Annotated in this window: 10 protein-coding genes; all 10 read left to right on the top strand. The window is 44.8% G+C overall.

The genetic code is table 11. The features are described 5' to 3' along the window. Positions 1-8 precede the first annotated feature (8 nt). The 10 genes from DIU38_RS14785 to DIU38_RS14740 all read left to right on the top strand — a co-directional run bounded on the left by DIU38_RS14785 (position 9) and on the right by DIU38_RS14740 (position 21125). The gene (locus DIU38_RS14785) at positions 9-3305 is read left to right on the top strand and encodes a baseplate J/gp47 family protein (RefSeq protein ID WP_112652158.1); all 3297 of its coding nucleotides are present in this window, start codon (positions 9-11) and stop codon (positions 3303-3305) included. Further along, positions 3302-6013 (top strand): hypothetical protein, encoded by a 2712-nt coding sequence (locus DIU38_RS14780; protein WP_112652157.1) that lies wholly within the window; start codon positions 3302-3304, stop codon positions 6011-6013. The genes DIU38_RS14785 and DIU38_RS14780 overlap by 4 nt, the downstream gene beginning before the upstream one ends. An 18-nt stretch (positions 6014-6031) precedes the next feature. Next, complete coding sequence (locus DIU38_RS14775; protein WP_112652156.1) at positions 6032-10207, top strand: hypothetical protein; 4176 nt, start codon at positions 6032-6034, stop codon at positions 10205-10207. A gap of 9 nt (positions 10208-10216) precedes the next feature. Beyond that, positions 10217-11689, top strand: coding sequence for a contractile injection system tape measure protein (locus tag DIU38_RS14770; protein WP_112652155.1), 1473 nt, complete (start codon positions 10217-10219; stop codon positions 11687-11689). Further along, positions 11686-15255 (top strand): eCIS core domain-containing protein, encoded by a 3570-nt coding sequence (locus DIU38_RS14765; RefSeq protein WP_167516188.1) that lies wholly within the window; start codon positions 11686-11688, stop codon positions 15253-15255. Before DIU38_RS14770 ends, DIU38_RS14765 begins: the two co-directional genes overlap by 4 nt. Further along, a complete protein-coding gene (locus DIU38_RS14760; protein ID WP_112652153.1) occupies positions 15252-16235 on the top strand; it encodes a tetratricopeptide repeat protein in 984 nt (327 codons plus the stop codon). Before DIU38_RS14765 ends, DIU38_RS14760 begins: the two co-directional genes overlap by 4 nt. Before the next feature lie 7 nt (positions 16236-16242). Then, positions 16243-16833 carry a hypothetical protein gene (locus tag DIU38_RS33090; protein ID WP_167516187.1) on the top strand — a complete coding sequence of 197 codons (591 nt, stop codon included), beginning with the start codon at positions 16243-16245 and terminating at the stop codon, positions 16831-16833. Positions 16834-16920: 87 nt separating this feature from the next. After that, positions 16921-17193 (top strand): eCIS core domain-containing protein, encoded by a 273-nt coding sequence (locus DIU38_RS14750; RefSeq protein ID WP_167516186.1) that lies wholly within the window; start codon positions 16921-16923, stop codon positions 17191-17193. Between the two features lies 1 nt (position 17194). Continuing rightward, on the top strand, positions 17195-18523 hold the full coding sequence (locus DIU38_RS14745) for an ATP-binding protein (RefSeq protein WP_112652171.1): 1329 nt from the start codon (positions 17195-17197) through the stop codon (positions 18521-18523). A gap of 289 nt (positions 18524-18812) precedes the next feature. Then, positions 18813-21125 carry a tetratricopeptide repeat-containing sensor histidine kinase gene (locus DIU38_RS14740; RefSeq protein WP_112652151.1) on the top strand — a complete coding sequence of 771 codons (2313 nt, stop codon included), beginning with the start codon at positions 18813-18815 and terminating at the stop codon, positions 21123-21125. Positions 21126-21128: the final 3 nt, after the last annotated feature.

Raw genomic sequence — 21128 nt, 5'->3', positions numbered from 1 at the left:
AACTAACCATGGCCTGTAACGATAAAAATCCGCTTCAACGTGATGGCTCAAGCCAGTCACAGCGCTTCCTGAAAGCGCTTGACCCAGCAAGCGCCCCAATTGAGGAATTGGGCATGGAAGACTGGCTGACGTTCGCTGCTGCTTATGCCGATAAAATAAACTATTATACCTTGAAAGACAGCAATTACCCCCAGGGCGATTGGAAACCGTTTTTCATCCAGGATAAAAAAGCGCTGCAGGATTTTTTGAAGCAGGTTGAGGTTAAAATGCAGAATGCCGGCCTGGGTTTTCCCGACTCAAGAATCAAAAGCGATGTTGAACCGCACCTGGCCCTGTTTATGTGTTTTATTATGCTTTTACAGCATTCGGAAGATGCATTGAACCAGTTTACCGGCCGGCACCTTGATTTTTATTTTAAACGGGTATTGCAGCTGCGCAACCGCCCCGAAGTACCCGATAAGGTACATGCAATATTTGAGCTTGCCCGTAACCTCACCGGTTTCCTGTTGCCGGAAGGCACACCACTTGATGCCGGTAAAGATAAAAGCCCCAAACCCAAACCGGTTGTTTTTAAAACAAACGCAGAGCTGGCTGTAAACAGCGCCACTATAGCGGCTATGAAAAGCTGGTACCAATCGCCCGCGGATAAGAAGGTAGCCTATGCCGATGTTACTTTTTCGGCCGATGGTTTGGGTACGCCTTTTAAAGATGATGTACCTAAGTGGAACCCTTTTGGCAGCAAGAGCTGGCCAACGGCATCAATGGGCTTTGCTTTTGCATCAAAAGTATTGCTCATGAGCGAGGGTGACCGTACCATAACTTTAACACTCAACTTTTCGGGGCTCGGTACTATTGATCCTGCACTGCTTGCCCAACTGTTTAAGGTTTTTTTAACATCAGAAAAAGAATGGCTGCAGGCCGATTTTCCAACTACAGATGCCTTTAAGGTTAATCAGCAGCAAATTATTATTACAGTAAATATACCGGCAAAGGCTAAGGCTGTTGTGCCCTATGATCAGGCTATTCATAAAGAAAATTATAAAACCGATTTCCCGGTAATCCGCCTGCTGATGAGTGTTCAGAATAATGCCTATCCTGTTTATATCGCGCTGAGTAAAGCTAAGCTCAATAATGTGCAGATAGATGTGACTGTGAAAGGCATGAAAAACCTGTCCGTTGAAAATGATAACGGTAAAATTGATCCGTCAAAGCCCTTCTTTGCCTTTGGCGCACTGCCAAAAGTTGGCTCAACCCTATATATCGGCAGCGCTGAGATCTTTCAAAAAGAGTGGACGGAAATTACGCCCAATATTGAATGGAAAGGTGTACCTGCTGACTTGAAAAGTTATTATACGGCTTATCGTACAGATTATCTCAAGTCGACATTAAGCCCCGGTGCATATAACATTAACGCCAGTAATGAGGCTTCAGATACTACGGGGACTTCGAGGGTGATAACTGCCAAAAGTGATTTTAAAGCAAAAGTAGCCTATATCAAAAATGGTGCATTGTTCCCAAGCGAAGGCAGCGAAATCAATGTGCTCGATAATGCCTTTACACTTAAGCCGGATGGCGTTCAGCAAGCGGTAAATCCCGCACCTTATTTTATTAATAAATACCTGTATTTTAATGTGTCGGGCTCTTTTAAACAAGGTAGCTGGCCACAGGCCGAAAAGGCGCTGGTGCAACAGTATGTGCAACCTATGCAGATGTTTTTCCCGGTGCTGGGTTTTGTTGGTTTTCAGCAAACTGCTACCACAGTTCAAACACAAACCGAAAATTTCTCAGCAGGAGTTAAGGATAATTATATCCTTATAAGCCTTGCAAAGGATTTTATGCATAGTATATATCCGCAATTGTTTGCCGCTGCCATGACAGATACAACAAGGGCCGCGCTTATCCCTAAAGAACCCTATACTCCCGAAATAGCATCGCTAAAGCTCGATTACAAGGCATCGGCTAAAAATAAGATTGACGATTTGACCGGCAGTAATGATAACCCTGGTTTGCTGGCTGATTACGTGAACCATAACGTTCAATTTTTTCACGAAACACCATTTGGCCAGGCCGAACAGCATGCTTTCCTCAAAAAACAATATCACGGGCTTATCGACGGGAATATTACAGCTATACCGCAAGCTCCTGATCTTGCAGCTTTTTACATAGGTATTGCAGGTATTGAAACGGGGTCTGTAGCCAGTATTCTTTTCCAGGTAGCCGAGGGCAGTGAAGACGCGCTTGCTCCCTCGTTCTCGGATACTATTCAACCTAAATGGTATTATTTATCAGGCAATGAATGGCTTGCTTTGGATAAAAGCAATATCATCAGCGATGATACCAATGATTTTTTGCGCTCGGGGATCATCAAATTTTTAATCCCCGAAGGCGCTAGAACCAACAATACATTCCTAAACCAAAGCCTCACCTGGCTTGGGGTTGAACTGCCAACTGCAGTAACGATAGATTCGGTTTGTAAATTCATCAACGTACATATCCAGGCTGCCGAAGCCGAATTTGCCGATAATGATAATGAACTTTCGCACCTGGAAACCGGGCTGCCCGCAGGTACAATCAGCAAACTGGTCGACAGGCTGCCGCAAATCAAATCGGTTACTCAGCCATATGCTTCGTTTGGCGGTTTGCTGCCGGAGGATGATGGCGCTTTCCGCCTGAGGGTAAGTGAACGGCTGAGGCATAAACACCGGGCTATCACCATCTGGGATTATGAGCACCTGGTGATGGCGCAGTTTCCGCAGGTGTTCAGGGTTAAATGCCTTAACCATACCAACGATAATATTGAAGTTGCCCCGGGCAGTGTAAGGGTGGTAGCCATACCTGATATCCGTAACCAGATCAGTTTTGATCCATTTAAACCTCGCGTAAGCAAAAATACCCTGAGCGAGATTACCAAATACCTGTCGGGATTAAACTCTATGCATGTTGACCTGCTGGCTATTAATCCTGATTATGAAGAGGTAATCCTTGATTTTAAGGTGAAATTTTACTTCGGGTTGGATGAAAACCTATATGCAGCCAGGTTGAATACCGATGTGATTAATTACCTGTCGCCCTGGGCTTTTAACCGTAATGCCGATATTGATTTTGGCGGCATCCTGTACAAAAGCGTGGTGATCCGCTTTATTGAAGAACTACCCTATGTTGATTATATAGCCGATTTTAAGATGTACTTCACAGCATCGGGGCCTGCAAACCCCGATGTTTTGGAGGCAGGCAATTCAAAGGCCATCCTTGTATCGGCAAAGCAACATTTAATTGATACCAAAACCATACCTACATGCCCATGATTGATCAGTTAACCATACCGAAACAAATTGATACCAGCCTTGGGCCTGAGTATAATACTTTGCGCACCGAAGGTATGCAGCATATCCGCGACCTGGCCAGCGCCATTTGGTCGGATTATAACGTGCATGATCCGGGCATTACCACGCTGGAGATGCTTTGCTATGCGCTCACCGATCTTAACTACCGCATTACCCTGCCCGTTGAAAATATTTTAGCGGTTGATCATGACAATACCACCAGTATGCATGAGCAGTTCTTATCTGCTATAAAAATATTGCCCACTTACCCGGTTTCCCCCGACGACTACCGTCAATTATTTGTGCGGATAGATGGTGTGCGGAATGCCTGGATCAAAAAATCGCCCCATAGTATTATAGCCAACTATAAACAACCTGATGGTAAACCGCTGCTTCGTTATGCCAAACCCGGCGAAAATGCCTTGACCGGTAAAGAGGTTAAATTCGATCTAAAAGGCATCAACGATATCCTGATAGATTTTGAGGATTTTCCTGAATTGGGGGGCGATGCAGCCAAGATCAAAGCGAAACAGGATGACATCATCAAACAAATAAAATCGGTATATCATTACTTCCGCGAATTGTGTGAGGATCTTGACCAGGTAAAGGCCGTTGAAAACCAGGAAATAGTTATCTGCGCGGAAATTGAGCTTCAGCCCCAGGCCGATCCTGAAATGATCTGGGCGCAGATCATGTTTAATATTGAGCAATACCTTACACCCGATATTAAATTTTACCTGCTTAAAGAATTGCTGGATAAAGGCATGCAGCCCGACGAGATCTTTGAGGGCCCGGTACTTGATTTTGAAAACCTGCAGGGTATCGACACCAAGTTTGCTAAACAAGGATTTATTATCCCTGCCGAGCTTGCAGCCTCGCAGTTGCGTACAGAGGTGCGCCTATCTGATCTGTACCGCATTATCATGGAAATTGACGGTGTACGATTGGTGAAAAGAATTTCCTTTGGTTTTTGCGGCTGTACCGCGCCGCAGAGAGAGGTTGCCGATAAGATCTATAAATCAAACGAATGGCTGCTTTGTGTACAGGATGGCCACAAGCCTGTTTTGTGCGAAACCAACTCCTCGTTCACATTTTACAAAGATGTGGTGCCTATCGAACTGAAACAGTCCGAAGCCCAGGCAGATCTAAACCAGCTTCGTAAAGACTGGCAGGACAATGTAGAGGCTAAAAAGATAGTTGATTTGCCGGTACCCGAAGGCGATTACAGGGATATAGGGCACTATGAAACCCTGCAAAATCAGTTTCCTGAAAATTACGGTATCTCGCCGCTGGGCCTGCCAGATACTGCTACAACTGAACAACGGTCGTTGGCTTTACAACTTAAAGGCTACCTGCTGTTTTATGACCAGGTGCTGGCCAATTACTTCGCGCAGCTTTCAAATGCCAGGATTTTGCTTACTGCCGATGACAGCATTCGCAAAACCTATTTCAGTAATACGGTAAATGGCATCCGCGATGCGGAAAAGCTGTTGGATGGTTATGCCCAATGGGAGAAAACGGTTGATGATGTAATTAAAGAAACCGGGCAGGATAACTATCCCGAACGGAAAAATAAATTCCTCGATCATTTGCTGGCCCGTTTTGCCGAGCAGTTTAACGAGTACGTATTTTTAATGTACCGCATTTACGGCGAAGATTATCAGCGCAACATCATCAGGCATAAGGTTAAGTTTTTGAAAGACTATGACCAGATGAGCATTTGCCGCGGCAGCGGGATGGATTTGTACAATGTCAAAACACCGGATCAGCAACTGGTGAATGTATCGGGCATGGAAAAACGGATTTCAATGCTGCTCGGTTTCTCTAACTATAAAATGCAGCAGCTAAGCGTTGAGGATTACCTTTTGTTTAAGGCCGATGCCCTGCATTACAACTGGACAATATCGCAGCTTGGCGTAGTTAAATTTAAAGGCAATGCCAACTTCCTGAAGGAGATAGATGCTTATGAAGATCTTGGCCTGGTATCCGTGCTGGCCTGCGACAGGGAAAATTACCGCTTAAGTCCTGGAGTTACCGTGGGTAAGTATGTTTATAATATAGCCAACTCCGCAGGTACTTTGCTTACCCATAATGATATGGAGTTCAGCGCCGCCGCCATCGAAACCGAGATTGCGTTCATTATCAAATTTATGCAAAACGATTTCAAGATGGAGGGTATGTACGTGATAGAAAATATCCTGCTGCGCCCGCCATTTGATTATACCGGCGATGACAGCACTCATCACCAGTTTATGCCGGTTTGCCTTGATCCTAACGGTGTGTACTGCGAGCCGCTTGATCCATACTCGTTCCGGGTTTGTGTGATACTGCCGGGATATAGCGTAAGGTTACGTAACACAGCTTTCCGCACCTATGCCGAGCGGCTCATCCGCACGGAAACACCCGCTCATATTTTGCCGCGGATCTGTTTCATCGGACATGACCAGATGGTTGGTTTTGAAGCGGTTTATAAAGATTGGCTTGCTGCCAAACACATAGCGATAAGTACTGATACGCCTATCGATCCGGTATTAAACAGCAAATTCATCGACGTGATTGAAAAACTGTACACCGTTTATCAGCAGGGCCAGCTAAGTGATTGCAATGACGACACCCAGGAAACCAACCCGATAATATTGAACAAAACCAGCCTTGGCACCTTGCAGGGCGGCACAAATAATAACAGTTAAAACCTAAATGAAAAAGCCATGCCACCAGTAACCAACATAAAGCTCACCGATATAACTTTAGAGTATAACTCCTTTGTTGACAGCCAGGTGCTTACAGCCAAACAGCTGAATGATATTGTAGAGTTTTTTGAAGATCAGCAGCGCCTTACCCGTACCTGTTTAATTGGTGTTGGCCTGGTATGCGGCTTAAGTTTCAAAGGCGATGCCAACGGCATAACCATAGGCAAGGGCTGCGGCGTAACTACCGACGGCGATTTGCTTTATATGCCCGAAACAACCTATAAAAACTTCAGGGCCTATGATAATTCGCTGATCAAATACCCGCCGTTTTATCCCATGGGCACCGATGCCGCGCAAATGGCTTTATGGGAGCTGGTAACACCCGATGATAAAGGCGCTTTCCCGGTTGATAGTTTTGCCCTTACCAATTTTAAATCAAAGGCCGGTAAGGACCTGACTGAAATGTACGGCCTGCTTTACCTGGAATATTACTCTAAGGATCCCGATGCCTGTACCGCTATTGATTGTGATAACCAGGGCCGCAAGCAGGTAGCCAAACCCAAAGTGTTGCTAATTGCCCAGGCTGATATGAACCAGATTATTGAGCAAACCGGTTCGGAGGTTATTTATGACGATATCTACAAAAAGTATTTTAACGCTTATAATGCCTATTTTGATGCTCCTGTATTAGCTGCAAAACGCGTGTTCTTTAACACGCAAACAACCGCTTCATCATCAGCGCTTACCGCGGCCTTTTCAAAAATTGCAAATGATGGCGCCGGTGGTTTATCAAGTGCTGTTCAAACGCTCTACAACACATTCAAATTCGCGCTCGATCCGCAATCTGTTTATCCTATTACCGGTATCGTTGCCAATATCAATACAACGCTGAGTAAAGTTACAGCCCCAATGCAGGCACAGTACCTGTATGATTTTTATAAGGACCTGTTAACCGGCTATAATGAATTGAGGGCCATACTTTCGGATATCATTTACCAGTGCTGCCCTAATATCTATGCTTTCCCGAAACATATTATGCTGGGTGCCTTAAATATTATACCAACGGCCAAGCCAACGCCTTATCGCCATAAGTTTTATGCTTCACCGGCTATCAGCGCCAATAAAGATAAGCTGAACATTGCTATTAACCTCCTCGACAGGTTGAACATCATGAGCAGCGGGTTTACGCTGCCTCCGAGCCCGGTGGTGAAAATAACGCCATCTACAGATAACAGTAAACCTTTAGAGGCAAGGGCTATTCCCTTTTATTATGGCAAACCGATTGACCTGGCTCAAAAATGGAGTTATAGCCGGTGGCTGCAGGGCACAGATAAACTGATCCTTGGTTATAATGCCGGGGCCTATTCGCCTGCAAATGATATGGTGGTAAACCCCCTGGCCTATTCAATCGACTCCAATAATTTTTTCAGGATTGAAGGGCACATCGGTAAAAAATATACCGAGGCTATTGCCGCGGTTGATAAGATCAGGCAGGACAGTAACCTGCCATTTGATGTGGTTGCCATTCGTTTAGGCGATGTAACGCTTAGCGATATCAATATAGATGATTATGCCTGCCAGTTTAATGATCTTGAAGCCACATTAAAAGCTTTTCAGGCCGAGCAGAATTGCCTTTATGGTGATGTTAGCAAGTTTTTTTCAAGCTTTAATACCCAAACAGGTTATTCGGTGGCGAATGATATCCGGTATCAGGCGGCCCAGCAAAGACTGGAATTGGCCAATGAGGAGGAAGCAGCCGCTCCTAAAATGCGAATGGCTGCTGCCAAAACAGCGGATACCGGCGAAATACAGGCAACTGCGCGTGAGGTAAGCAGCGGATTTGCGATCAATAAAAGCACCGATAGATATGTAATGGACGGCGGCATCGACGCGGTTGACAATAATATCAATATTGCTCAAGGCAGTATAGGTTACTATGTAGATCAGATCCGCAGGCAGGGCGGGGCCATCAGTATTTCTGACTATGCAGATGCCGCAGGCAAAACTGTGGATACCTCGGCAACAGGCTCATATGAGCAAGCTATTGCAGTTGATATCCCTGTGCGTATGATAGCCGGTACCCGTAACATAAGCCAGTGGCTGCCCGACAGGCTGGTTGATATTGACGAAGACACCATTGATAATTTTACAGCCCGCCTGGATGAACTTTGCAACGAAGTAAAGTTGGCTGCTCAAAAAAGCCGCCAGATTTTTGCTAAAAGCGATTATATACGCAAAGGGTACGAAGATGACTATGAATTACAATTATGGCGCTTATCTGAAAATTGCTGTGCAGGTCAGGCGCTTGCTGTAATATTAAAGGAAATACAGGACCGCAAAACCAAGCTGCTGCAACAGCTTACCTTTTCGGCCTATGCCGCCAATCATACCGGGTTAGAACACCTGGCAGGTGTGCCGGCGGGTGGTACCTTTGTAATGGTTTATGCTACCGCGGTAGCTGCACCCAGTCCAACCACCCCTTCAACCAAATCTCCGCTCGAAGACAGGCTAAAGTCGCTTGAAAGCGAACAGCAGTTTGTAAAAGGTTTTGCAAGTGATAGCGACGCGATGGCTTATATCGCCAAAAATACCGAGTATGATGACATTGCCGATGCTGTAAAATATTATGAACGCCGGTCGAAACGTAAGTATACCCCCACAAATGAGGCCGAGATCATCAAGAAAACTCAGGCTTTAGCGCTCGAACTGGGAAAATCAAGGGCCGTAGCTGCAAACCCTGATGTGCCTGCCGATATCGTATTTGCCGATTTTTGCCTGCCCTATATGTGCTGTTCCGATTGTCCGCCGGTAGCATTTATCATGCCTAAGCCACAGGTAGGACTTAGTTTACCTAAAGCCGTAGCATGTTCTGACGAAGGGTTGCTGCAGTTTAAAGTTAGCCCGGCTGATGGCGTAATCAAAGCCTCGGCTGGTTTTGAAACTACAGTTGTAACTAAAGACACAATAACCTATTTTGATACAACTAAAGTTAAAGACGGTGCATTTGGTCAGCAGATTAAATTTACTGTAAATGATCAGCCAACCGATTGCACTATTACCGTATTTAAACACCCGGCTGTTAAACCTGCGGCCAGCATAAGTGATACAACCCAGTTTGCCGTATTTGTTCAGCTAACGGCTACAACCAATCAGGCAGCAGGGGATACATTTGCTTACACCTGGACTATGCCTGACGGACAGGTACATGCTAATCTTACCACACCGGATGATAACATTACCTTCCAATACGCTGATCTTCGTGCCAAATTCCCTGATGGCAAGCTTACATTCACCTTATCTGCCAATAACCACGATTGTACCGATACCCAACAGGTTGTGCTTACTGTACAAATCCCCGAAGAGCCGGTAGACCTGCAGTTAGCCGCCAGCGAAGTCTGTTCAGATCAGGGTAATATAAACTTCACTGCCGTACAACCCGCAACAGGGATTATCACCTCAAAAATAGCGGGAGATGCTGTGAAATTGCTGGGCAGCAAGTGGGTTGTTGACCCATCCAAAGGTCCTTATGATGTCAGCATCAACGACTTTATGGTGAACGGCAAACCGGTTCCTGCTTGTATGCTCATAATCCATGAGCATCCGCAGGCTTCGTTTGACTATAAGGTAACTATGGATAATGAAAAAGGTGCTGCTACGGTTACTTTAACAAATAAAACACCTAATCCGGGCAGCTTCAAGTTTACATGGACATTTGACGATGGAACTACCAGTAATGAGGTAAACACAGTAAAAGTGTTTGATATGCGCCAGTTTCCGCGTGGCCGTAATACAGTTATTACACTTACAGCAGTGAATGGTAAATTTGAGAAGTGTCGTGCCGTGTTTACGCCTACGCCGCCTGTTGCTTTGCCTCCTATAACCACCACTCCGGTACTTACCCACTTGCCGCCGGAAACCACTACACCGGTAATTACTAAAGTTCCGCCTGTGGTTACTACGCCGCCAACGGGTACTACTGTACCGCCGGTGATTACAGTTAGGGATACACCTGCGGTAACACCATCGGTAACACCAACACCAACGGTAGACCCATCTGTGATTAAAACGAGTACAACTGTAACACCGGCGGCTACACCGAAGACAGATCCGGCTGTAACTCCTGTGACACCCAAAATAGCTTCGAAGATTATCAAAAAAGATCCGGGTACTACAGATCCGGGCACTGTTAAATAATGTTGAGCTATGGCAGGAAGCACACATATCATCCATAAGCTGGTACTTGATATAGAAGTATCGCATCGAAGCACTGCCCAAAAGGTGCAGGACGAGGCCGTGCGGTACTTTGAACAGGTACTGCTCAAAAAACTGGAGCAATTGCTGGATGATATGGATCTGCCTGCTCATGTTTTGATAGATAAGATTGATCTTGACCTGGGCTCCGGTAAGCTGGAGGATGTATTTGAACAATTGCAGGCAAGCCTGGCTAAGGTGCTTGAGCCGGTTTTAAATCCTGCCGTATTACCCGTAGGTGATGAGCCAGATAACGAGATCAGCTATTCATTGCTTACTGAAGAGCAGCAGGCCTTTAATGTATTTGTTTATTTCCTTAACACGGGCAGGCTTCCTTGGTACGCAGTGGCTGCAACAGAATGGCTGCAGCAGGAAAATGTTTGGTTGAGTGAACTGTCAGAATTATTGACAAAAGATCCAACTTATCAATCAAAACTTATCAATCTTTTTAAAGGTTCACAACTTACCGTAAGCAGGTTCTTTAGCCAGTTTGGTATAGCATTTATTAAAAAGCTTGCAGCGGCTCTGCTGGGTATAGATGTACATGAACTCCAAAAAAGACTCGATGCTGCCATAGCCGAAATTAAGGCTTTGATAAGCAGCCAATCAACAGATGGCCGTACAGGTTTGTCATTGGCAGAACTTACTGGTAACAAGGAGTATATCATCGAAAAACTTTTGCTGAGGATATCCCTCCGCACAGGTCTTGATGAATTACCTGTTGATAGCACAATCCCGAAAAAGTTAGCCACTTTAATATTGGGAGAGTCAGCTAATACGACTTCATTGTCAGCAACGAACCTTATTCAAGTTGCAGAAGCGTTTATCCAATCAACAGAAAATAAACCGCTACTACAAAGTAATAAGCCTATAACCACGCCCGATAATACTCCGGAAACAAGCTCAAAAAAAGAAGAAGAAATTGCCGGAACGTATGTAAATCAGGCCGGTTTGGTGATCTTGCACCCCTTTTTGGAGTATTTCTTTAAAGATTTCGGCTTGCTGCAGGACAACGATTTTGTTGATCTGCCTGCAAGGCAACTGGCCGTTCACCTGCTGCACTATTTAGGTACCGGTAATGTGAACGCTTTTGAATATGACCTTTATTTTGAAAAGTTTTTATGCCGGTGGCCACTTGACGAGCCCTTAGAACGTGAAGCTGAAATACCGCAGCGTATGCTTGATGAAGGAGACAATATGCTCCGAACTGTGATAAAATACTGGAAAGCATTAAAAAATACATCGCCCGGCGGCTTGCGCGAGGCATTCTTAATTCGCAACGGGAAACTAATTGAAGCAGAACAGCCTGCCCGCCTTATTGTAGAGCGGATGGACCTGGATATCCTGCTTTCATCATTGCCATGGGGCATTGGCGTAGTTAAACTGCCCTGGATGAATGAACCTTTTTACGTGGAATGGCAATGAAGACACCTCAAAAGGCAGCACCCGCAAACACCAAACAGAATCAGCCCGCAAACATGCAGGCGGCAGGGAAAGATCCTTTTTTTTCTGCCGCTCATGATGTTGAACAGGTACGGGAATCTCCTTTTTTTGAAGGGAATAAGGTTCAGCGTAAAATGACGGTGAATGAACCTGGCGATCATTTTGAACGGCAGGCCGACCAGGTGGCTGATAAAGTTGTTCAACATATTAATCAGCCTAAAACCGTAGCCAACGCTGCAACTGGTTCTACTACTACCACGGGTCCTGCTACTGCAGCTACCTCCGCTGTGCAAAAGAAAGAAGATAAGAAGGAAGATAAACAGGAAAAAGAGCAGAACGGAGCCGATAAAGAATTACAGCGCCGCCCCATTTTTGAAAGTGATGGCGATCCCAACGAGGGGAATACATTAAAACGCAGCAGCCAGTCGGCCGCACCTGATGTATCTCCACAAACGCAACAAAAGATCGAAGGCAGCAAAGGCGGCGGCGAACCATTGCCTGTCAATACCCGCGAGGAAATGGAAGGTGCCATGGGTGCAGATCTGAGTGCGATACGGATCCATAATAACAGTGAAGCCGCCGGTTTAAGTAACGACTTACAGGCGCAGGCGTTTACGCATGGTAATGATATTTATTTCGGGGCGGGCAAGTATGACCCGCAAAGTAAATCGGGGCAGCACTTGTTAGCGCATGAGGTGACGCATACGGTACAACAGGGTGGAAATGGTGTTAAAAAGAAAGGGGTTATTCAACGGGCGGAAACCGGCGTTGCAGAAAGTGGAAAAGCCAAGGCGCACACTGGTGAAGATAAAATTGACCAAACCAATAAAACTATAAAGGTTGAGAAAATAGATATTCCAGGTTTTAAATATGACATGATGCCATCTAAAACCGATTACTCGTTTAAAAAAACGACGAGAAGCGGGAAACATTTGGCTACCTGGGAAAAAGATGCAGCTACAGATGCTGGCTTTGGGAAAAAGTTTGATGATCTGAAAAAGGTTGAATTACCCAATGGCGGGACATCTCCCGCAGGAAATAATACTTATTTCATGGTATCAAAAACCAATGTTACCGGGGGCATATTGTTTGGTAATCCCGATGAGATAAGGACCCGGTCGGTAAGGCCTAACTGGCGGCGGGCGGGGCAAATGCATGAGTTTGAAGTTGACCATAAAGTAGAGTTGCAAATTGGAGGGGCCGATAACGATATCGGCAACTTATGGCTTCTTTCCCAAAAAATTAACGGCTCATCAGGCGGCACTATTCAGGCCAATATAAAAAGTGCTGTAGACGAAACTATTAAAGCCGAAAAAGCCAAGGACCCTGAAAAAGTAAAAGGTCTGTCGGTACAGGGCATTGTAGATAATTACAGTATCACCACTGCAAAGTTAAATAAAGCCGGATCGCCGGACAGTGTGGGCGATCAGGAAAAATATTCGCTTTCTGAAATTCAGAAGGGAGAGCATCTCAACGGTATGCGCTTTTTAGTGCCCGGCAAAGATGATAAGATTTTAAAAGAGCTTGTAGATACCAATACTGTACACCTGTTTTTGAATGAGAGGCGGAGTAAAGCTATCAAAATGCCTAAAAAAGGGCCTTTTAAACTTCAAAACTCAAAAAAGTATACTGCCAATATCGATTCTGTTACCTATGACCCCCAAACAGATATTATGCAACAGGGTGGAGCCGGCAGCATAACAGTAACCATGTTTAAAACCAGTAAAACTGCTGACAAGATTACTGAAAGTTTTACATTGAATCCTATTCCGGGGGTGTACGGGGGATACGTTTCGAGACAAGACATTTTAGATAAATTACGTCCGCAGGTCAAGGCCTTAAGCCCGGTTCAACTCTCTGAAGCCGGCTTCAGTGATGATGGCGAGCTTGAAGCAAAAGGAAAAGTACATACAACCATTCCACTTATCGACAATGCGGATATTGATATTATCATAAATAGCAACGGCTTAAGTATCCGGAAAGTTTTTGATGGCGGCGAGATCAAGCTTCCCCCTCCATTTAAAATTACAGATACTTCGCTCGGTATTACTTTGGGCGATTCGGGTTTGACGGTTGATGGTAACATGAACTTTGAGATCAAAAAACTCGGGAAAGGCGAAGTTCATGCAAAAGCAGGTACTTCAGGGGCTTTCGCGCTGGGTGGTTCATTTGATTTCGACTCCAAAACTTTTAATCCTGCCCGTATTACGGTTGACTATGTTAAGCCGGGTGATGGCGGCAGTGGCGGAGGTTTATCTGCTACAGGCGAGATAGGAATCGGCCCTAATAAGATAAAGGGGATCAAATCGGCCCATATTAATATAACTTATGCAAACAATGAGTTTACAGCTACAGGCACTGCCGAACCGGATATTAAAGGGGTAAAAAGTGCCGAGATCCACGTTAGTTACGCTAATGAAACCTTAGTTATTGGTGGCAGCTTCGTTCTTGACGAGAATATGCCGGGCATTCAAAGCGGCAGCGGCAGTGTGGAAGTTACACGCGGGCCGGACGAAATTTACCATGTTAAAGCCAGCGGTAAAGCCATTCCCAAAATACCGAAAATCAATACAGAGCTGTCAATATCTTATGACGATGGCGCGCTGACTATTGAAGGCAAGGCATCTTACGCTGCCGACAGGGTATCGGGCGAGGTAACTGTTGGTGCAACCAACCGTGCTATTGCCGCTGATGGCACACCATCAGGCCCGGCAGGGGATAAGTTTACTGCCTACGGCTCGGGTAAATTAACGCTTAAAGTTACCGATTGGCTGCAGGCTTCGGCAAGTGTAAGGGTGACCCCGGCCGGTGAAATTGAAGTCGTAGGCCGTTTGGACCTGCCTTCGGCGGTTGATGTTTTTCCGAAGAAGAGCATTAATAAAGAGCTTTTTAAAGTACCAACCATCCAGATCCCCATATTCGCCATCCCGCTTGGTCCTAAAAGCATAGGTATCGTAGCTACTATTGATGGCGGCCTCGATTTTGACGCTGCGGTTGGCCCCGGCCAACTCAAAGACGTTTTTGGACAGATAGAATTTAACCCTTCACATCCCGAAAATACCCGGATCAGCGGTGGGGCAAAATTTGTGATCCCGGCGCATGCCGGTTTAAAGTTAAAAGCCGCGCTTGGTATTGGTTTAAGTATTGGCCCGGCCAGCGTTACCGGTGGTATTCAGATAGTCGGCGGATTAGGGTTGGAGGGGGAGGCAAGCGCGGCTGCCGACCTGGCCTGGTCGCCCACAACCGGGTTTGAGTTTAACGCTTTGGGTGAGATCGAGGTACACCCTAAGTTTACGTTTGATGTAAACGCATTTATTAAAGCCGAACTTGATCTTTTGGTTACCGATATTTCAAAAGAGTGGACTAAAAACCTTGCGTCATTTAGTTATGGCCCGGATCTGCAGGTTAAAGTTTCGCTGCCAATCCACTATAAAGATGGCGAACCGTTTGATGTGAAAACCGATGATATTAAAGTTACCTATCCTGAAATCAGCATTTCTGATATAGCAGGTGGTATAGCAGATAAAGTAAAAGAAGAAATGTTATGAGCAACCGAAGCCAACTAACCGAACTGATAAACCTTGGTGCTATACAGCAGCTTAACGGCAATTTTGAAGCTGCCGAGGCTTATTATGCAAAAGCTGCCGATTTAAATGAACCCAATGTTACCCTGCTCAATAACCGGGGAATGTTGTTTTACCAGCAAAATAAATTTGCCGAAGCGAAGCCGCTGTTTGAACGTGCTTTAGAAATTGACAGCCAAAATGCTTCGGCATGGCTTAATTTGGCTAATACCGAAGTTTTGCTGGGGCAGTATGATAAGGCTCTAAACGCTTTCAGGCAAACCATTACGCTTAAGGCCGATCAGTTTGAAGCCTGGGAGGGCTTGGCAAAACTGTATATGTTATCGGCAGATATGGAAAGCGCTGAAACATGCTGGCTTAAAGCGGTGGAACTTAACCCCACAAGTTTAAATTTATTGATGGGACTGGCGCAGGTCTATCTTTCAACCGGCAGGTATGATGAAGCTTTTGAAATGGCCGACTATGTTTTATCAGAGAACCCGCAAAACAGCAGGGCATTGCAAACTGCGGGTCTGTCCCAATTAATGATAAAAAACTATGCGTCGGCTACAGGGTACCTGATCAGGTATTTGATGCTGTTTCCTGGCGATATTGCGGTACGTAACCACCTGGCCGTTGCTTATTTGCAAAGCGGTCAGTTAAATGAAGGGGCGGCAGAATACGAGCGGATCCTGGAATATGACCCTGAAAACGAGGAAATAAGGCTAAATACAGGAGTGCTTTGCCTTGGGCTTAACCGTTTTGACGCCGCGTTTGCACACCTGGAACTATTGCTTGAACAACATCCCGAAAACAAAAAAGGAAAACTATACCTGGGCATAGCGTTAGCTAATTTAAATCAGAGAGATAAGGCAAAGATGATTTTTGAAGACCTGCTGCATGACCCCGGCGAATGGGCCGCTCATGCCAAAAAGCAATTGGATCTGTTAAACAATTTAAACTAAACCTCCTATGAAATACATCCAAAATACACGCCAGCCGCTTAGTCAGAAACAGGCGGATAAAGCCGAGAAACCGTTTTTTAATGGCAGCCGCGAAAAAAGCAAGCAGGATAGTGATGCCTTTTTCCAGGCGAGGAAGATTGACGGCAACCAGGACAGTGCCCTTGAACAGGAGGCCGATGCGGTAGCACATAAGGTGACTATGGCACAGCAGGCAACTGCTAATTCATCGCAGCGAATGGGGCAAATGAGCGTTCAAAAAAAGGGGGCGGATGAGGAAAAGGATGCGAAATCGACTCAGAAAAAAGAACAAAAGGACGAGAAGGAGGAAGGCAAGCCGCAGAAAAAAGACGAAAAGAAAGAAGAAGAGAAACCAACTCAGAAGAAAGAGGAGGATAAAAAAGATAAAGAGCCCAAAATAAAGAAGAAGATAAAAAGGATAAAGAAGGGGTTCAGAAAAAAGAGAAAGAGAAAAAGGACAAAGAACCGCAAAAGAAGGAAGAAGACAAAAAAGACAAGGAGCCGCAAAAAAAAGGCGAAGAAGATAAAAAGGACGAAGGCAAGCCCAGAAAAAGGAAAAAGGCGACGAAAAAGACGATAAGGCCGCTGCCCAAAAAAAGGAAGAAAAAGGTGGCAGTGTGGAAAAAACCGAAGGCAGGCCCGAACCCCGGAAGCAAAGTTTGACAGGTTGCTGAACGAAAGCAAAGGCGGAGGTAGTCCCTTACCTGCCAAAGTACGCACACAGTTGGAGCATCAGATGAATGCCAATTTTGAGCAGGTAAAAATCCACACCGGGCAGCAGGCTGTTGAGCTTTGCAACCTTTCAAAAGCGCAGGCGTTTACGCATGGTAACGATATTTATTTTAACGCAGCCAAGTTTGACCCTGAAAGCACCGCCGGTATGAACCTGCTGGCGCACGAGTTAACCCATGTTGTACAGCAAAACGGCCCGCGTAAATAAAATGGATACTAATATTAAGCAATTAAAAGCGCTGATGCAGTATACAGCCGGTTGTGTTGAAGCCAGGTTGCAAACTGTATTTGGTAACGACGCAACTTATTTGCCTCCGCTGCTGCCCCAGTTGGAGCGAAATGGTAGTGTGCTCGAAAAATTAATTGATGATCATGGCTTGAACAGCAATGAGGTTATTATACTAATGATGGCCCTGGTACCTCATTTACAGGTTGAGTTTTTTGATGAAATTATTCAGCCTTACATGCGTGAATCGGGCGATTTTCAGCAGATTGGTGGAGTTAGGAGCCGTAACGGACGCAGCTTTTTGCCAACCGGTCAAACAGCGGTTTTTGTTTTGGCAGGCGATGACCTGGAAAAGCGGCTGGAGATAGCTGATCTTTTTCATCATCATAGTAATTTGGCGAAGCAGCACATTTTATACCTGGAGGATGTGCCCGAAGGTGAGCCTGCTTTATCCGGTAGATTATTGTTACAGCCCGAATATGTTGAACTTTTGATCAGCGGCACCGAATCTATTCCCAAACTAAGTATGAACTTTCCGGCACAACACCTTGAAACTACCTACAACTGGGACGACCTTGTATTGAACGATACTACCCGCAGGCAAATTGCTGAGCTGGAAAACTGGGTGAACTACCAGCAGGTATTAATGACCGACTGGGGCATGGAACGGAAACTGAAACCGGGTTACCGCGCATTATTCCACGGCCCGCCGGGAACGGGGAAAACACTTACCGCATCTCTGCTTGGTAAGTACACGGGTAAGCCGGTTTTCAGGATCGATCTGTCAATGATCGTATCCAAGTTTATAGGCGAAACAGAAAAGAATCTCTCCAAGCTATTTGAAAAGGCCGATAATAAAAACTGGATCCTGTTTTTTGACGAAGCCGATGCGCTTTTTGGCAAACGGACTAACGTTAAAGATGCGCACGATAAATATGCTAACCAGGAAGCATCGTACCTGCTGCAGCGTGTGGAGCAGCACAATGGCCTGGTGATACTGGCAACCAATTTTAAAAATAACATTGATGAGGCCTTTATGCGCCGGTTTCAGTCGGTTATTAACTTCCCGCTGCCTAATGCCGATGAACGCTATACTATCTGGCAAAAATCATTTCCGCCTAAAGCCAACCTCAACGGGCACATTAACCTTGAGCAGATCTCGCGTAAATATGAGCTCAGTGGTTCCGGGATCTTGAATGTAGTACAATTTGCATGCCTGCAAATGCTGGCCCGCAAGGAAAGCCGCATAACCTCTGAACTAATATTGGAAGGTATTGAAAGAGAGTATACTAAAGAGAACCGGGTTTGGTAGGAACCTCCGGGATATAAATCCGAAATTTTCCGTCGATCTATAATCTGTACAATGGAATCCATGATCTGTACATTGACCGGTTCAGCAGCGTTCGGGATTTTTATGCCGGTCCGGATCTTGGTTATTTCAGCAATAAAGAAAATTTAGCTTTCTGCTTATTGATGCCGTTTGCATAAAATTGAATAAATTTAGCAAATCATCGCCTATCACTATTCCGTGACTTTCACAGGAGATGATTTCGTTATGGTTTTGTCGGTAATTATCTCTGGGGCAATAAAATACTAAGTGTATGTTTAAATATATAGCGACATGTTTTATTGTTTTAATTTTTGCCCCAAGCGTATCCGGGCAAAAAAAGATGGACATTGCTACCATTAAACTAAACCTCGATAACCAAAAAAACAAAGCCGACACCAATACAATTAAACTACAAATACAATTAGGCAGCTATTATCTAAACAAGCAAGGCGACCACACAGAGGTGCTGGATAGCGGCATCAACGCTTTTAATAAAGCCATACAAATGAGTGTTGCCATCCATTCGGCAAAGTGGCTTAACGAAGCTATGATGCTTAAAGGGGCAGCGTATCTCAAGCAGGACAACCTGAAGCAGGGTAAAGCTGTTTTTTTGGAAGTGGTTGGTTATTACCATAAAACAGGTGATCAGTACCAGGAAGGTAAAACCCTGGCCCGCTTAGGCGATAATATATCAATAGATAATACAGTTGCCATTCCTGATAAAATAAATAGTTATGAGCAGGCCCGGGCTTTATTTCAGCAAACGGGCCATAAACTGGATGAGGCTGATATGAACAAGAACATAGCCGACATCCATCTTAGCCAAAAGAAACTTGATCTGGCCGAAACCGAACTGCGCCAGGTGCTGGCCCAATACAAAGCAATAGGCTACAAAAAACTTCATTATACCTATCATTCCCTTGCCGAGATAAGCAAACAAAAGGTTGATCTGCATAACGAGCTTTTATATCGCCACGAGGTAATAAAAAGTATGAACGCCACGGCTGATACGGCTTTGGCCGATTTTTATTACGCCAAACTTGCATTGGTGTATGCCGACCTGGATAAGTACGACCAAAGCCTTATTTACATCCTTAAATCGGCCGAGATATTAAAGCATAGAAAACAGTACGAGGATTTTTATGGGTACCTGAGCCTCATTATTTATGATTTCATAACAGCTAAAAGGCCTAAAGAAGCACTGGTATACTTGAAACAGGCGGTAAAAGATGTACCACCAAAGATCCTGGCGCAAAAGGTTGATATGTATGAGGCATTTGGCAATATCTACGTTGCCCTGAAAGATTACCCGGAAGCCGAGCGATACTATCTGAAAATGATGGACGTATATAAGGTTACTAACTTTAGTAAAGACTTTTATACCACCAACGAGCAAAAGGTTACTGATTTTGTTCATTACAACGAAACCATGGCCGGCTTTTACCTGCTTATTCAACAATATAAAAAGGCGGGCATTTATACAAAACAGATCTTATCGCTGCCATCAAATACCATCAGGCCTATCACACTCACCAAGATTCATAACTTGCAGTTTCGGGTCGATTCTGCATCGGGCAACTATGTAGCTGCGATAAAACATTTTGAGATCCATAAACGCCTTGATGACTCGTTGTTTAATGCCATTAAAAACAAGCAGATAGAAGAGCTCGATATCAGATATAAAACTAATGAAAACAAGCAGTCGATAAGGTTTTTACAGGAACAGAGTAAGAATCAAAAAGCCGAGCTGCAAAAGGTAAACATGCAGCGTAACATTACTTTTGGTGGTGTGGCCATGCTCATCATTATAGCAGGTTTGGCATTTAATGGTTACCGGCACAAGCAAAGGAGCAATCTGCAATTACAGTTAAAACAAACGGAAATTAATAATCAGAACCTATCGTTACAAATTCTGCTTAATGAAAAGGATGGCCTGTTAGATGAAAAGGACTGGCTTTTAAAGGAAGTGCATCACCGGGTAAAAAACAACCTGCAAATTGTAATGAGCCTGCTTAATACACAATCGGCATTTTTGAAGAACAACGCGGCACTTGCCGCAATCCGGGAAAGTCAAAACCGGGTACAGGCTATAGCGCTTATTCATCAAAAGCTGTACAGTAATTCGGATGTGGCTTATATCGATATGGCGGTTTATATTAATGAGCTGATCAATTACCTGGCCGATTGTTATGATCCCGGCGATAGGGGAATTCGTTTTGAGCAAATGATACAGCCTGTTAAGCTTGATGTTGCACAGGCCGTACCTGTAGGCCTGATACTAAACGAGGCCATTACAAACGCCATAAAATATGCCTTCCCCGTGCAGTGGGGCGAAATTAAAGTAACCTTACAACTGGCCGAGGAAACCATTATACTCACCATAGCTGATAATGGAATAGGCCTGCCTGTTAATTTTGACATCCAAAAAGCAAGCTCATTAGGAATGGAAATGATGAAAGCATTAAGTAAACAACTGGGCGGTTATTTTAAAATAGAAAATTACGGCGGCGCTATAATCACCGTCGAATTCAGGTCCGAGAAGATGTTAAGTAATATTGAACGAAAAACTTTTGCAGCTAATTAAAAT

The sequence above is a fragment of the Mucilaginibacter metallidurans genome (assembly GCF_003286435.2).
Classification (GTDB): Bacteria; Bacteroidota; Bacteroidia; order Sphingobacteriales; family Sphingobacteriaceae; genus Mucilaginibacter; species Mucilaginibacter gossypii.
Note: the sequence above shows the minus strand (reverse complement) of the source record. Positions and strands in the feature narration are given on the sequence as shown.